The following is a 12,499-nucleotide window of genomic DNA, read 5'->3' on the forward strand; positions in this document are numbered from 1 at the left end:
GCGGTTCCGAGTGTGCGATTCGCGTGCCCGAACGTTGAACTCGCGTGCGCGAGTGTGTGGCTCGCGTGCCCGGACGGGTAACTCGGGGACTCGGGCGGCGGGAGTGCGGGACTGGCGGATACTGGGGGCATGGTGCGTGCGGAGGACCAGGCGTGTGCGGTGGCGCATGGCGTTGCCGGGCAGGAGGTGACCGCGCGGGTGCTGGTGGCCGTGTTCGCGTCGCCGGTCGCCGCGTACCTGCTGAAGTTCGGCGGCGACCTCGGCTACCGGACCGTCCTGGTCGAACCGGACGCCGAGCGGGCAGCCGGGGTCCCCGGCGCGCGCACGAGCATGCCCGAACTCGACGAGACCACCGACCTGGTGGTCACCGATCACCACCGCCCGGAACTCGGCGAGCTCCTGCGGGACGCGCTCGCCTACCCCGCGCGCTGGCTCGGCGTGCTGGGCAATCCCCGCCACCCCGGCCCGCACGTCGAAGCGCTCACCGCGCTCGGGGTCGGCGACGAGCAGATCGCCCGCGTCCACCGGCCGGTCGGGCTGAACATCGGGTCCCGCACCCCGCCGGAGATCGCGATCGCCACGCTCGCCGGGCTGATCGCCGACCGCAACGGCCGCCCCGGCGGATTCGAGTTCTGAAGCCCGCGCGGACTCAGCCGGTCGCCACGCCCTGCGGAAGCGGTTCGTACCGGGCGTGCTGCCGGGTGAAGGACGCCGTGCCCGAGGTCATCGAGCGCAGGTCGATGGCGTACCGCAGCAGTTCGGTCGCCGGGACCTCGGCCCTGATCACGGTGCGCCCGCCGGGACTCGCCTCGGTGCCGAGCACCCGCCCGCGCCGGGACGAAAGGTCACCGAGCACCGTGCCCAGATGTTCGTCCGGCAGCAGCACCGTCACCGATTCCAGCGGCTCCAGCAACGCGATCCGCCCGTTCGCCGCGGCATCCTTCAGCGCGAGCGCCCCCGCGGTCTGGAACGCGGCGTCGGAGGAGTCGACGCTGTGCGCCTTGCCGTCCACCAGCGTGACCCGGACGTCCACCACCGGATGACCGTCGAGCAGCCCCCGCTGGAGCTGCGCGCGCACTCCCTTCTCCACACTCGGAATGAACTGGTGCGGCACCGCCCCGCCGACCACCCGGTCGACGAACTCGAACCCACCACCTCGCGGCAGGGGCGTCACCTCGATGTCGCACACCGCGTACTGCCCGTGCCCGCCGGACTGCTTGACGTGCCGCCCGTGGCCCTTCGCGGGCCCGCCGAAGGTCTCCCGGAGACTGATCTTGACCGGCTCGGTGCCCACATCCGCGCCACCGGCCCGCAGCCGGGACAGCACCACGTCGGCGTGCGCCTCGCCCATGCACCACAGCACCAGCTGGTTCGTCTCGGCGTTGCGTTCCAGCCGCAGCGTCGGATCACCGGCGACCAGGCGGGACAGGTTCCGGGCGAGGGTGTCCTCGTCGCTGCGGCTCTTCGCGACGATCGCGACGGGCAGCAGCGGTTCCGGCATGGCCCACGGTTTCATCAGCAGCGGTTCGTCCGGCGAGGACACCGTGTCCCCGGTTTCCGCCGAGCCGACCTTGGTCAGCGCGCACAGATCGCCCGCCACGCAGTAGGGGACCTCGCGGAGGTTGACGCCGAGCGGCGAGTAGAGGTGCGCCACCCGCTCGTCGGCGTCGTGGTCCTCGTGACCCCGCTCGGCGAGCCCGTGCCCGGACACGTGCACCGGACGTTCCGGGCGCAGCGTTCCGGAGAACACCCGCACCAGCGAGACCCGGCCGACGTAGGCGTCCACCGCGGTCCGGACGACCTCGGCGGCCAGCGGCCCCTCGGGATCGGCCCGCAACTCGGCGTGCGGCGCCCCTTCCGGCGAGGTGACCTCGGGCAGCGGATGCTCCAGCGGCGACGGGAAGGCGCGGGCCATTCCCTCCAGCAGTTCGGCGAGGCCGACACCGGTCATCGCGCAGACCGGGATCACCGGATGGAAGGAACCCCGGGCGACCGCGGTCTCCAGATCCGCGATCAGGGTGTCCTCGGAAATCTCCTCCCCGGCGAGGTACCGATCCATCAGGGTCTCGTCCTCGCTCTCGGCGATGATCCCCTCGATCAGCTCGTTGCGCGCCTCGTCGAGCCGTTCGAGGTCGGCCGGATCGGGTTCGCTGACGACCGGGGGATGGCCGTTCGCATAGTCGAAGAACCGGCGCGTGATCAACCCGATCAGCCCGGTCCGGCCGCCACCCGCCGGCAGGTAGAGCGGCAGCACGCCGGCGCCGAAGGCCTGCTGGCACGCGGCGATCTCGGCGTCCGGGTCGGCGCGCTGGTGGTCCAGCCGGGCGACCACCACCGCGCGCGGCATGCCGACCGCGGCGCATTCGTCCCAGACCGCGACCGTCGCCGGGTCCACGCCCTCGGCCGCGCAGACCACGAACAACGCCGCGTCGGCGGCGCGCAACCCGGCGCGCAACTCCCCGACGAAGTCGGCGTACCCGGGCGTGTCGATGAGGTTGATCTTGATGCCGTCGTGCATGAGCGGGGCGATCGCCAACCCCACCGACCGCTGCTGGCGGACCGCCGCCGGATCGTGGTCGCACACCGTGGTGCCCTCTACCACGGAACCGGCCCTGTTCACGGTGCCGGACACCGCGAGCAGGGCCTCGGTCAGCGTGGTCTTCCCGGAACCGGAAGGACCCACCAGCACGACATTGCGCACCTTGCGTGGGTCGTCTACAGCGACCGCGGCTCCGGAGTCACCGTTCCTCGATTGCTTCTCGGCCATGGGGGCCTCCTTGCGCCGACATCGGTGTCCAGGGGTGTGCCCTCGATCACACACCCGATCCGCCCGGTCCGGCAAGGCAAGGCACCCGTTTACGACCTGGTCACTTCCAGATCGGGCCGCATTCAGGGAGGCGTCACGTGCTCGCCGAGGCCCCGGTGCGCGATCTCGCCGGTCAACCGGCGCACCGGGCTGTCACCCGACCGGACCGCCGTCGACGGTCTAGTGATCTCCTCAGAGGAAAGTGGACTGCTGAAATAGCCGCTTATTGGCATGGGAGAGCGGTCCACGTGCGCCTAAACTCGAATTGCAATCCCCCATTTCGTTGAAAGGCTCCTGCAGTGTCTGACGCTCAACCCACCAACTCAGTCGCGCCCGCGACCGGCACCGCGCGCGTGAAGCGCGGGATGGCGGAGATGCTCAAGGGCGGCGTGATCATGGACGTGGTCACCCCGGAGCAGGCCAAGATCGCCGAAGACGCCGGTGCGGTCGCCGTCATGGCGCTCGAACGCGTGCCCGCGGACATCCGGGCGCAGGGCGGCGTGGCCCGGATGAGCGACCCCGACCTGATCGACGGGATCATCGAGGCCGTGTCGATCCCGGTGATGGCCAAGGCCCGGATCGGTCACTTCGTCGAGGCGCAGCTCCTGCAGTCGCTCGGCGTGGACTACATCGACGAGTCGGAGGTGCTCACCCCCGCCGACTACGCCAACCACATCGACAAGTGGGCGTTCACCGTGCCGTTCGTGTGCGGTGCGACCAACCTCGGGGAGGCGCTGCGCCGGATCAACGAGGGCGCCGCGATGATCCGCTCCAAGGGCGAGGCCGGGACCGGCGACGTGTCCAACGCGACGACCCACATGCGCAAGATCCGCGCGGAGCTGCGCCGCCTGTCCTCCCTGCCCGAGGACGAGCTCTACGTCGCGGCCAAGGAACTGCAGGCGCCGTACGAGCTGGTCAAGGAGGTCGCCGAACGGGGCAAGCTGCCGGTGGTGCTGTTCACCGCGGGCGGGATCGCGACCCCGGCGGACGCGGCGATGATGATGCAGCTCGGCGCCGAGGGCGTGTTCGTGGGCTCGGGCATCTTCAAATCCGGCAACCCGGCGCAGCGGGCCGAGGCGATCGTCAAGGCCACCACGTTCCACGACGACCCGGACGTCATCGCGAAGGTCTCCCGCGGCCTGGGCGAGGCGATGGTCGGCATCAACGTCGACGACGTTGCCGAACCCCACCGCCTGGCCGAACGCGGCTGGTGACTCCCGTCCGACCGGTGATCCGGCGACGGATCGCCGGTCAGACGTGTTCGGAGACCATCACCGCGACGGTGCCCTCGTCGAGGGCTTCGAAGACGTGGGCCACGTCGCCGGGGTAGGCGATGTAGTCGCCCGGGCGCAGTTCGACCGGGTCCTCGGTGAGGCCGATCAGGGCGCGGCCGGACGCGAGCACGGCGTGTTCGACGACGCCCGGCATATGCGGTTCGGATTCCCTGGGCGCGCCCGGTTCGGCCGTGATCAGGTAGATGTCGCGGCGCGCGTTCGGCGGGCAGGACGCCAGCAGGGTGGCCACGTAGTTCGCCCGCTCCGAGTACACCGCGGGCCCCTCCCCGGCGCGGATCACCTGCACCCGCGGCGCCGGGGGTTCGACGAGCCGGGAGAACGGCACGTCCAGGGCGACGCCGAGCGCCCAGAGCGTTTCCACGCTCGGGTTGCCGGTGCCCGATTCGAGTTGCGAGAGCGTCGACTTGGCGATCCCGGCCCGCCGCGCGAGTTCGGTCAGGGACAGCGACGCCCGGGCTCGCTCCCGGCGCAGTGACGCCGCGATCACGTCCAGTGGCGCCCCGCCTTTTCCCTGCTGGTCGGGCATGTGTTCGCTCCAACAGTCCACTTGTTCGCCTTGACGAACGCGTCCGTTTTGTTCAGGATAACTGTCCATGCGTTCGATCTGGCGAACATTGGACCGCGGCCTGGCGCGCGACATCGCCCTGGTCTGCCTGGCCGACGCGCTCGTCGGCGTTTCCTACGGCGCCATCACGGTGAGCTCGGGCTTCGCGGTGTGGGTGCCGATGCTGCTGTCGGTGGTGGTCTTCGCGGGTGCGGCGCAGTTCATGTTCATCGGCATCATCGCGTCCGGGGGCAGCCCGATCGCCGCGGTCGTCGCGGGGCTGCTGGTCAACGCCCGGCACGTGCCGTTCGGGTTCGCGGTGGCCGACGTCCTCGGCGGGAGCCTGGCCAAGCGGCTGCTCGGCAGCCACCTGATGATCGACGAGACGGTCGCCTTCGCCTTGGCGCAGAAGGAAACCGATCGCAAACGCGCGGCGTACTGGGCCTGCGGGACCGGCCTGTTCGTGTGCTGGAACGTGGGCGTGGTGGTCGGCGCGTTCGCCGGGACCGCGATCAGCGACACCGACGTCTTCGGCCTGGACGCGGCCTTCCCGGCGGTGCTGCTCGCCCTGGTCCTGCCCTCGCTGAAGGACGCCGCGACCCGGCGGGCGGTGCTGACCGGGGTCGTGCTGGCCCTGGCGGCGACGCCGTTCCTGCCCGCCGGGCTGCCGGTGCTGCTCGCGCTCGCCGGGGTGCTGGCCGGGCTGGCGGCGGGGGAGCCGGAGAAGAAAGAAGAGGCCAAGGTATGAGCAGTCCGGTGGTGCTGCTGATCGCGGCGGTGGTGCTGGGCGGCGGGACGTACGCGTTCCGCCTGGCCGGCCCCGCGTTGCGCAGCAAGATCGAACTTTCACCGCGCGCGGAGAAGCTGATGGCGATGGCCGCGGTCGTGCTGCTCGCCGCGCTGGTAGCGACCACCGCGCTGACCGAGGAGCAGTCCTTCGCCGGCTTCGCCCGCCCGGCCGGGGTCCTGGTCGGCGGCGTGCTCGCCTGGCGGAAGGCGCCGTTCGTGCTGGTGGTGCTCGCGGCCGCCGGAACCGCGGCCGGGCTGCGGTTGCTCGGCGTGCCCTGAATTGACACCCCGGCAGCAGGCCGTCGCGCGCCCTTGGGTTCGCCCCGCCGCCCACCCCGAGGGTGCTCGAGCGGAGCCCGCGGCATACGCTTGACCTGCGGAATCGTTCAGGGAAAGGCGGCTGTGGTGGTGCGACCGGTGGTGGGGGTGCTGGCGCTGCAGGGCGACGTGCGGGAGCACGCGGCGATGCTGGAGCGCGCGGGCGCGCGGGCGGTGCCCGTCCGGCGCCCGGGTGAACTGTCCGAAGTGGACGGACTGGTGCTGCCCGGCGGCGAGTCGACCACCATGTCCCGCCTGCTCGAGTCGTTCGAGCTGCTGGAGCCGCTGCGCGAACGCATCGCGGCGGGCATGCCCGCGTTCGGCTCCTGCGCCGGGATGATCCTGCTGGCCAAGCAGGCGCTGGACGGGCGCCCCGACCAGCAGCAGCTCGGCGGGCTGGACGTGGTGGTGCGCCGCAACGCGTTCGGCCGCCAGGTGGACTCCTTCGAAGAGGACCTCGACTTCACCGGTCTCGAAGGCGGCCCGCTGCACGCGGTCTTCATCCGCGCGCCCTGGGTGGAGAAGGTCGGCGACGAGGTCGAGGTGCTCGCCCGGGTGCCGGAGACTCCGGCGGCCGGGGCCGCCGCGGCTAGGATCGTCGCGGTCCGCCAGGGGCCGGTCCTCGCGACCGCCTTCCACCCCGAGCTCACCGGCGACGAGCGGGTGCACCGCCTGTTCGTCGATCTCGCGCGAGGGTGATGTACCTGAACCGGGCTGCCGAGGACCCGGCTACGCTGGGCTGATCGGGTTCTGAGCACGTTACAGATGGAGGAGAGATGAGCGGCCACTCCAAGTGGGCCACCACCAAGCACAAGAAGGCCGCCCTCGACGCCAAGCGGGGCAAGCTGTTCGCGAGGCTGATCAAGAACATCGAGGTCGCCGCGCGGACCGGTGGGGGCGATCCCGACGGGAACCCGACGCTCTACGACGCCATCCAGAAGGCCAAGAAGAACTCGGTTCCGCAGGACAACATCGAGCGCGCGCGCAAGCGCGGCGCCGGCGAAGAGGCCGGCGGCGCCGACTGGCAGACGATCAACTACGAGGGCTACGGCCCGAACGGCGTCGCGGTCCTGATCGAGTGCCTCACCGACAACCGCAACCGCGCGGCGTCCGAGGTGCGCACCGCGCTCACCCGCAACAACGGGTCGCTCGCCGACCCGGGTTCGGTGGCGTACCTGTTCAACCGCAAGGGTGTCGTGATCATGCCGAAGAACGACCTGTCCGAGGACGACGTGCTGCTGGCCGTCCTGGACGCGGGCGCCGAGGAGGTCAACGACCTCGGCGAGAGCTTTGAGATCGTCTCCGAGGCGACCGATCTGGTCGCGGTGCGAAAGGCGTTGCAGGAAGCCGGTTTCGACTACGAGTCGGCGGACGCGAGCTTCCTGCCGTCGGTCAGCGTGCCGCTCGACGCCGAGGGCGCGAAGAAGGTCTTCCGGTTGATCGACGCGCTCGAGGATTGTGACGACGTCCAGAACGTGTACGCGAATTTCGATGTGTCCGACGAGGTCCTCGCCGAAGTCGGGTAAGCACCGGGCGCGAAACCCGTGCTAACACAGCGTGTTGGCCCTGGGCGCGTCCGCGTCGATACGGCACAATGGCCGCCGTGACGATCGAAACCCTCGCTCCCGAAGATCAACAACTCCTCGACTGGATTGTCGAGCAGGCGGAGAAGCGGGGTAACGCCGTCATCAATGTTTCCAGTGATGCCAACGGATCCGGCTACTGCTTCACCGCCTGCGCCTGGGCTCAGCACCAGGTGCCGGAGGCGGTCGTGATCGGTCTGCCGGAGGAGGTCGGCCCGGTCCTGCTGGACGCCTACGTGGACCGGGCGGCCACCGGCCAGAAGTTCGAGTTCGGCAAGCTGTACGAGGATTTCTTCGAAGGCGTCCCGGTGACGTTCGAGCGGGTGGCCAAGGGGCACTACCCCGAGTTCTTCGGCAGCGCGTTCCTGGTCTACCCGGACGGCGACTTCCCGGCGGTCCAGATCATTGTGCCCACCCCGGAAGGGGAGTGGCCGTGGCAGGAGGACGCGCCGGAGGGCTTCGCCGAGTGGCAGCCGATCCTCACCGAAAGCGGCGACCCGGAGAGCTGGACCCCGGGCGTCGACGGTCCCTGACCCCCGATCTGTTCGAAAACGCCACGCGCGTCGGCTTCGGCCGGCGCGCGTTTTTCGTCGTGGTGGTCCATACCTGTTGAAGTGCTCTGGTTGACTAGTGTACTAGTTAAGTAGCACAATCAGCCGTGAGGGTAGGTGCCGCAGTGGAGTTCCAGGTCGACCGGGGCAGCGGGATTCCCGCGTATGTCCAGCTCGGGCAGCAGGTCCGCGAAGCGTTGCGGCTGGGCTGGTTGCGGCCGGGGGACCGGCTGCCGACCGTGCGCGAGGTGGTGGCCTCCAGCGGGGTCAACCCCAACACCGTGCTCAAGGCCTACCGGCAGCTGGAGCTGGAAGGGCTGGTCGCCGCGCGGCAGGGGGCCGGGACGTTCGTCAAGGCCTCGCTCGGGACGGCCGATCCGGAGGCCATGGCGCGGCTGCGGGTCGAACTGGCCGGTTGGGTTCGCGAGGCGAGGGCGGCCGGTATGCAGAACGAGGACATCCACGCCCTGGTGAGCGCGGTCCTCACCGAGGCAGAAACGGAGAAGGTCAAGTGACTACGGGTGTTGCGGCGGAGGCCGTCGCGACCGGGTTGCCGGGCAGCGGCGTCGCGATCGCGGCCGACGGGCTCGGCAAGCGGTACGGCAAGGCGTGGGCCTTGCGCGAGTGCACGTTCGCGCTGCCCGCGGGCCGGGTGGTGGCGCTGGTCGGGGCGAACGGCGCCGGCAAGTCCGCACTGCTGAGCGTGCTCGCCGGGGTGCTCGCGCCCACCGCGGGACGGGTGTCGCTGGGCAAGGTCGTCCGTCGGCCCATCGGGGGCGCCGACGGCCGGGTTGCCTTCGTGGCGCAGGACAAACCGCTGTACCGGCAGTTCAGCGTGGCGGACATGCTGCGGCTGGGCGGCCGCCTGAACGAGGTGTGGGACCAGGCGCGGGCGCGGCGCTGGCTGGAGCGCTTCGACATCCCGCTCAACCGCCCGTGCGGGAAGCTGTCCGGCGGCCAGCAGGCACAGGTGGCCTTCGCCGTCGCCCTCGGCTCCCGGCCGTCGGTGCTGCTCCTGGACGAGCCGCTGGCGAACCTCGATCCGCTGGCCCGCCGCGAGGTCACCGCGGAACTGCTCACCGAGGTCGCCGACAGCGGGATGACCGTGCTGCTGTCCACGCACGTGGTCGCCGAGCTGGGCGGCGTGGCCGATCACCTGCTGCTGCTCGACCACGGCCGGCTCCGGCTCGACGGCGACCTCGACGAGTTGCTGGCGGCCCACGTGCGGTGGATCGGCCCGCGTTCGGCCGACCCGCCCGTGCCCGGGGAGGTGGTGCACGTCCGGCACACCGAATCGCAGTCGCAGTTCCTGCTGCGAATGCCCGGAGGCGCCACCGCGCCGGTCGCCGAGCCGCCCTGGACGACCCGGCCGGTAACCCTGGAAGACCTTGTCCTGGCCCACCTTTCCACCAGCAAGGAGAGCGCGGCATGACCACCGCCATCGCTGTTCCCGAGCCGCGCGTCCGGTCCGCCGTGGCCCTGCGCGACCTGCTCTGGCTGACCTGGCGGCAGCACCGCTGGTTCCTCGTCGGCGGGTTCGTCCTCGTCGCCGCGACGACCGGGCTGCTCCTGTGGCAGGCCGCGCAGATGCGCGGGCTGCTGCCCCAGGTGCAGGCCTGCCAAGGTGGCTGCGCGTCCGGCGACGCGTGGCGCGGGCACGAGGACTTCGCGACGAACCTCGAGCGGGGTGGTCTCGCCGTCATCGCCACCGCGATCGCCGTTTTCCTGGGGGCGCCGCTGGTGTCCCGCGAGTACGAGCAGCGCACCCACCTGATCGCCTGGACCCAGGACGTCAGCCCGGGGCGCTGGCTGGTGGCCAAGGCCGCCGTACTCGCCGTCGCGGCGGCGGGCCTGGTGCTGGTGTTCACCGTCGGCGTCACCGCGGTCGAGGGGGTGCGCGAAGAGGCGGGCGCCGACGTCACCGCGTTCACGCCGTGGGAGTACCAGGTCTTCGACACCTCGGCGCCGGTGTTCCTGGCCTACACGTTGTTCGCGCTCGCCCTCGGCATCGCGGTGGGCACGCTGGTCCGGCGGACCGTCCCGGCCATGGCGATCACCTTCGTCGCGTTCGCCGCGGTCCGGCTCGGCCTGTACTTCGCCCGGCCGTACTTCCTGCCGCCGCTGGTAATGACCCAGCCGCTCGGCGAAGACAAGATCGAAATCGTGGCGGACCGGCCGCCGAACTCGCTCCACGTCGAGTCGGGATTCACCGATGCGGCGGGGAACCGGATGGACGGGCTCCCGAACCTGTGCGGGGGAACGCAGCGCGAGTGGGTTCCGTGCCTGCGCGCGCACGGGGTGACCGGGTACACCGAGTGGCTCCAGCCGGGCAGCCGGGTCCTGCTGTTCCAGTGGATGGAGATCGGTTTCTTCGCCGTGTTCGCCGTCGCCCTGTTCGTCCTCGCCTGGCGCCGGGTGCGGGCCCGTACCGTGGCCTGATGTTCGCCGGGCCGTCAGCCGCCGCACATGATCACCGGACAGAGTGTTCCCCGACGACTGGGGCATCGAGGAGGTTTTCGTGGCTGACGGGATATCGAGGCGAGGGGCGCTGGGCATCGCCGGTGCGGCCGGGGTGGCCGGATTGCTGAGCACCGGGACCGCCGAAGGTTCGCCGGGCCGGGCGGTGATCGGTCCGGCGCGCGGCGACCGGCTGCACGTGATCACGTTCAACATCCGGTATGACGCCAAGGCCGCGCCCGGCACCCCCGATTCGTGGACCGACCGGCGTCCGGTGCTGGCCGAGTTCCTGCGGACCGAGCGGCCGACCGTGCTCGGCGTCCAGGAAGCGTTGTACCACCAGGTGAAGCAGGTGGCGGAGGATCTGCCGAACGGGTTCGAGTGGATCGGGCTGGGCCGGGAAGGCGGCGGGCGCGGCGAGTTCATGGCGGTGTACTACGACACGCGCCGCCTGGAACCGCTCGACTACGACCACTTCTGGTTGTCCGACACTCCGCTCGTGATCGGGTCGAAGTCGTGGGGCAACACCGTGGTCCGGATGGTCACCTGGGTGCGGTTCCTCGACCGCCGCACCGGCCGGGAGTTCGTGCACGTGAACACCCACTTCGACCACCAGTCGGAGAACGCGCGCCAGCGCTCGGCGGCACTGGTGCGGGACCGGATCGCCGGTTTCGACCCGGCGCTGCCGGTGGTGCTGACCGGCGACTTCAACACGGCGGCGGAGAAGACCGAGTCGTACCGGATCCTGGTGACCGCGGGTGGCCTGGCGGACACCTGGCTCGCGGCGGAGCAGCGGGTGACCCCGCAGTGGGGCACGTTCCCGGGGTACAAGGATCCGGTGCTGGGCGGTGACCGGATCGACTGGATCCTGGCGAACTCCCGGGTGCGGGTGGAGCAGGCGGCGATCAACACGTTCCGCGTGCGTGGCCGCTGGCCCTCGGACCACGCCCCGGTGCAGGCGCTGCTGCGGCTGGCTTGATCCCAAGGGGGTCTCAGTGTGGGGTTTCGCGCGCGGCAGGGGCCCCGGCCCGCCGCGAGTCCCCCCGTTCCGGTCGCCGAGTTCCACACTCGGGCAAGTGAACTACACACTCGGGCAACCGAAATACACACTCGGGACCACCCCGCGACACCGGTCGACGTCCCGGCGCCCACCGCGACCGGGAAACCTGCTGGGTACCGCACACCCGGCATCCGGCATCCCGAATACGCCTGCGGGACCCGCGGGGACAACTCGCCTGCCCGAGTGTGTAACTCGGGTGCCTGAACGTGTAATTCGCGTGCCCGAACGTGTAATTCGCGTGCCTGAGTGTGCAACTCGCGGCGGCGGGGCAGCACCGCCAACTGCGGGTCCCCGCGCGCCGCGAGTTCCCCGTTTCGGGCGTCCGAGTTCCGGATTCAGCTGGGGGTGGTGAGGTCGAGGGTGGTGCCGAGTATTCGAGTGCCCGCCTCGGTGAGGGTGACCGCGCGTTGCCGGGGTACCCGGGCCAGCATCCCGCGTTCGAGCAGCGCGGTCAGCAGGCTGGTGCCCAGCGGACCGGCCAGGTGGGGGCGCCGGGCGCTCCAGTCGTGGCAGGTGCGCAGCGGCGCCGCGCCCTCGAGTTCGGTGCGGATGCCGAGTTCGCCGAGCACCTGCGGGGCGCGCGGGCCCAGCACCCAGTGGCGGTCCGCCGACCCCGGCGATTCGAGGGTGCGGATCGCGTCCCGGGCGATGAGCGCGTCGGTGATGGCGACCGAAAGATCACCGGCGAGGTGGTCGTAACAGATCCGGGCGAACCGCAGCGCCTGCCCGCGCCGGCTCTGCCGCAGGGACTGGACCGGGCGTGGCGGCGCGAGCCCGGCCAGCGTCTCGAGGGTGGCCGCGATCTCGGCGCCCGCGATGCGGTAGTAGCGGAAGCGCCCGGCCTGGGTGACCGCGACCAGCCCGCCCTCCAGCAGCTTGCGCAGATGCGCGCTGGTCGCCGGCGTGGACAGGCCGGCCTCGATGGCCAGCGCGGTCGCGGGCAGTTCGTGGTTCGCGGCGAGGGCGAGGAGGATGCGCGCCCGCGCCGGCTCGCCGAACAGGGCCGCGACGGCGGCCACGTCGGCGTCCCCTCCCTCGCCGTCTCGGCCGCAGATCGTCATGACTTCGATGTTGCCAGACATTTCTGTCTGGCTGG

The 12,499-nt window shown here is 71.1% G+C and carries 14 protein-coding genes; 11 read left to right on the forward strand and 3 right to left on the reverse strand.

What is annotated here, in order from left to right; genetic code table 11:
* Positions 1–129 precede the first annotated feature (129 nt).
* Entirely contained in the window at positions 130–636 is a 507-nt protein-coding gene (locus FXO23_RS33710) for an XdhC family protein (protein WP_158889775.1), read from the forward strand.
* A 13-nt stretch (positions 637–649) separates the two neighbouring features.
* Here FXO23_RS33710 and FXO23_RS33715 read toward each other — a convergent pair whose 3' ends face one another.
* Entirely contained in the window at positions 650–2,767 is a 2,118-nt protein-coding gene (locus FXO23_RS33715; RefSeq protein WP_158889776.1) for an elongation factor G-like protein EF-G2, read from the reverse strand.
* Positions 2,768–3,105: 338 nt separating this feature from the next.
* On the opposite strand from FXO23_RS33715, the gene pdxS reads away from it, so the two are divergent.
* Entirely contained in the window at positions 3,106–4,020 is a 915-nt protein-coding gene (pdxS, locus tag FXO23_RS33720) for a pyridoxal 5'-phosphate synthase lyase subunit PdxS (RefSeq protein ID WP_158889778.1), read from the forward strand.
* A gap of 37 nt (positions 4,021–4,057) precedes the next feature.
* Here pdxS and FXO23_RS33725 read toward each other — a convergent pair whose 3' ends face one another.
* Entirely contained in the window at positions 4,058–4,627 is a 570-nt protein-coding gene (locus tag FXO23_RS33725) for a helix-turn-helix domain-containing protein (protein ID WP_158889780.1), read from the reverse strand.
* Between the two features lie 67 nt (positions 4,628–4,694).
* Between FXO23_RS33725 and FXO23_RS33730 the strand changes: the two genes are divergently transcribed.
* The 9 genes from FXO23_RS33730 to FXO23_RS33770 all read left to right on the forward strand — a co-directional run bounded on the left by FXO23_RS33730 (position 4,695) and on the right by FXO23_RS33770 (position 11,322).
* Positions 4,695–5,393 (forward strand): AzlC family ABC transporter permease, encoded by a 699-nt coding sequence (locus tag FXO23_RS33730; RefSeq protein WP_158889782.1) that lies wholly within the window; start codon positions 4,695–4,697, stop codon positions 5,391–5,393.
* Positions 5,390–5,713, forward strand: coding sequence for an AzlD domain-containing protein (locus tag FXO23_RS33735; RefSeq protein ID WP_158889784.1), 324 nt, complete (start codon positions 5,390–5,392; stop codon positions 5,711–5,713). Before FXO23_RS33730 ends, FXO23_RS33735 begins: the two co-directional genes overlap by 4 nt.
* Positions 5,714–5,836: 123 nt before the next feature.
* Entirely contained in the window at positions 5,837–6,451 is a 615-nt protein-coding gene (gene pdxT, locus FXO23_RS33740; RefSeq protein ID WP_158889785.1) for a pyridoxal 5'-phosphate synthase glutaminase subunit PdxT, read from the forward strand.
* Positions 6,452–6,528: 77 nt separating this feature from the next.
* Positions 6,529–7,278: a YebC/PmpR family DNA-binding transcriptional regulator gene (locus FXO23_RS33745; RefSeq protein ID WP_158889787.1), complete on the forward strand. Its 750-nt coding sequence runs from the start codon at positions 6,529–6,531 to the stop codon at positions 7,276–7,278.
* A 68-nt stretch (positions 7,279–7,346) separates the two neighbouring features.
* On the forward strand, positions 7,347–7,868 hold the full coding sequence (locus FXO23_RS33750) for a DUF4262 domain-containing protein (protein ID WP_158889789.1): 522 nt from the start codon (positions 7,347–7,349) through the stop codon (positions 7,866–7,868).
* Between the two features lie 143 nt (positions 7,869–8,011).
* On the forward strand, positions 8,012–8,401 hold the full coding sequence (locus FXO23_RS33755; RefSeq protein ID WP_158889791.1) for a GntR family transcriptional regulator: 390 nt from the start codon (positions 8,012–8,014) through the stop codon (positions 8,399–8,401).
* A complete protein-coding gene (locus FXO23_RS33760; protein ID WP_246258197.1) occupies positions 8,398–9,318 on the forward strand; it encodes an ABC transporter ATP-binding protein in 921 nt (306 codons plus the stop codon). The genes FXO23_RS33755 and FXO23_RS33760 overlap by 4 nt, the downstream gene beginning before the upstream one ends.
* Positions 9,315–10,325 carry an ABC transporter permease subunit gene (locus tag FXO23_RS33765; RefSeq protein WP_158889793.1) on the forward strand — a complete coding sequence of 337 codons (1,011 nt, stop codon included), beginning with the start codon at positions 9,315–9,317 and terminating at the stop codon, positions 10,323–10,325. The genes FXO23_RS33760 and FXO23_RS33765 overlap by 4 nt, the downstream gene beginning before the upstream one ends.
* Before the next feature lie 79 nt (positions 10,326–10,404).
* Positions 10,405–11,322 (forward strand): endonuclease/exonuclease/phosphatase family protein, encoded by a 918-nt coding sequence (locus FXO23_RS33770; RefSeq protein WP_158889795.1) that lies wholly within the window; start codon positions 10,405–10,407, stop codon positions 11,320–11,322.
* A 416-nt stretch (positions 11,323–11,738) separates the two neighbouring features.
* Here the strand turns inward: FXO23_RS33770 and FXO23_RS33775 are convergent, their stop codons facing one another.
* Positions 11,739–12,464 carry an ArsR/SmtB family transcription factor gene (locus FXO23_RS33775; protein WP_158889797.1) on the reverse strand — a complete coding sequence of 242 codons (726 nt, stop codon included), beginning with the start codon at positions 12,462–12,464 and terminating at the stop codon, positions 11,739–11,741.
* Positions 12,465–12,499: the final 35 nt, after the last annotated feature.

This window comes from Amycolatopsis anabasis (assembly GCF_009765355.1).
Lineage (GTDB): Bacteria > Actinomycetota > Actinomycetes > Mycobacteriales > Pseudonocardiaceae > Amycolatopsis > Amycolatopsis anabasis.